At 36.8% G+C, this 1,729-nt stretch carries 2 protein-coding genes; both read right to left on the reverse strand.

What is annotated here, in order from left to right; all coding sequences use genetic code 11:
- Positions 1 to 97: 97 nt before the first annotated feature.
- Positions 98 to 1,117, reverse strand: a complete 1,020-nt coding sequence (locus tag IEW67_RS17785; RefSeq protein ID WP_188634417.1) for a site-specific integrase — start codon at positions 1,115 to 1,117, stop codon at positions 98 to 100.
- Positions 1,104 to 1,729, reverse strand: a 626-nt coding sequence (locus tag IEW67_RS17790) for a tyrosine-type recombinase/integrase (protein ID WP_188634418.1), incomplete at its 5' end; no start/stop codon positions are given. The genes IEW67_RS17790 and IEW67_RS17785, both read right to left, overlap by 14 nt.

Here is a 1,729-nt window from a genome sequence, read left to right on the forward strand (position 1 = left end):
CAAAGGTTATGTATAGTAAATGATAATGTAAAGTAAGTCTTTTCTATGTAGTCAAAGTGGGATATTATGCTGGAATACTTTACATTATCATTTGTTCTTATTTATTAAAGCTGTTTAGCCAAGTCAATAGGTTTTCATTTTCTTGCCACTCAGGTTCCTCAGAAGGTGATACATCAGTATATGCCTTCTCTATTGCTTCTCTTTTTTGTTTTGAATCTGTCTTGGCATAAATTTCTGTCACTTGTACAGAACTGTGACCAAGAATATCTCTTATATATACAAGATTTACACCGGCTTGAAGAAGGTGCATTGCTTTTGAGTGTCTGAGACAATGGCAGGTAAACACTTCCGGAATCAATGTTTTATTTTCTGCCCGAGCTAAGTTTTTGTATTTGGCTAATACATAATTCACCCCAGCTCTTGTCAGTTTCTCCTTTCTTTTATTGAAAAACAAAGGATATAAATTCGAAGAATTCTTTAAAAGACCTTGTTCTTCCATATATCGCTTCAATATTTGTATCGTAGGTTCCATTAAAGGTACAATCCTAGCTTTGTTTCCTTTGCCAATCAATTTTATAGTATAGGGTTTATCGAACCTAATCATTGATGGTGTTAAGTCTATTATCTCCTGAACCCTGGCACCCGTTTCATACATGAGTGTTAATAAAGTTAAATCGCGGCTTCCAGCCATCGTTTCTATATTTGGCATTTTTAACAGTAACTTTACCCCGTCAAGAGTTAGGTAGTTTATGGTTTTCTTTTTTGTCTTTTTGACTGGAATAGAGAGGACTTTCTGCCATTCCAATAGATTATCCGGATTCTCGTATTGGAGATATTTAAAAAAGGAATGGATTGCCGCCAATCGGACATTTCTCGTCGCTGTGCTGCATCTACGTACTTCTTCCATCCAATCTAAATATTCCACCACTATATTCTTGGTTATCATATTCAAGGTCAAATTATCCGCAGGAATATTCTTTTCATCGCCTAAGAAGCGAAGAAAAAGAATAAACGTGTCTCTATAGGAGGCGATGGTGTTTTTGCTTGCTCCAGCTTCACCTGGGAGATATTTTGTGAGAAACCTTGTGAGATAATAGGAAAAATCAGTAGGTTTCATTTGCCTTCACCTCCGGAAATAAGTATGAACACAGATTATTCACATCTTGAATTAATTCCGGATACATATCCGAGGTTAATCTGACATACCTGTCCGTAGCTTCCAATGAATTGTGACCCAGGTATTTAGAAAGAATAGGGAGAGAATAGTATAGATCCAGTCCCTTACGGGACATTTCTGCCAATGAATGCACACTAAATGAATGTCTAAGGTCATGTACCCGTGGTCCCGAGCCTTTTCCGCCATGAGAGATACCGGCTTCCCAAAGAATTTTACGAAACCACCTATATACTGTGTCCGGGGCGTAACGGTTACCATTTAACTGTATAAAAAAGTAGGCCTCGGAGTCGTTTGACGAAAAATGAATTTTGTATTGTTTACAAATCGTTATTAAAGAATCAGAAAGGGGAAGTATCCGATCACATCCATTTTTTGTTTCCCGAATAATAATATAACCTTCGTCAAGGTTTACATCCTTATTTTTAAGTGACAATGCTTCATTTCTCCTTAAGCCGCAGCCGTAAATGACACGAAAAACGACAGGAAGGATAAATTTGATATTAGATTCACCATGTACCTTGATCGTGTCACAAGCAATAAAAAATGATTTTA

This window comes from Lentibacillus kapialis (genome assembly GCF_014646635.1).
Taxonomy (GTDB): domain Bacteria; phylum Bacillota; class Bacilli; order Bacillales; family Amphibacillaceae; genus Lentibacillus; species Lentibacillus kapialis.

Excerpts from the sequence above, each read along its gene's own strand:
- IEW67_RS17785 (WP_188634417.1), bottom strand. The coding sequence starts at position 1,117 with ATGAAACCTACTGATTTTTCCTATTATCTCACAAGGTTTCTCACAAAA.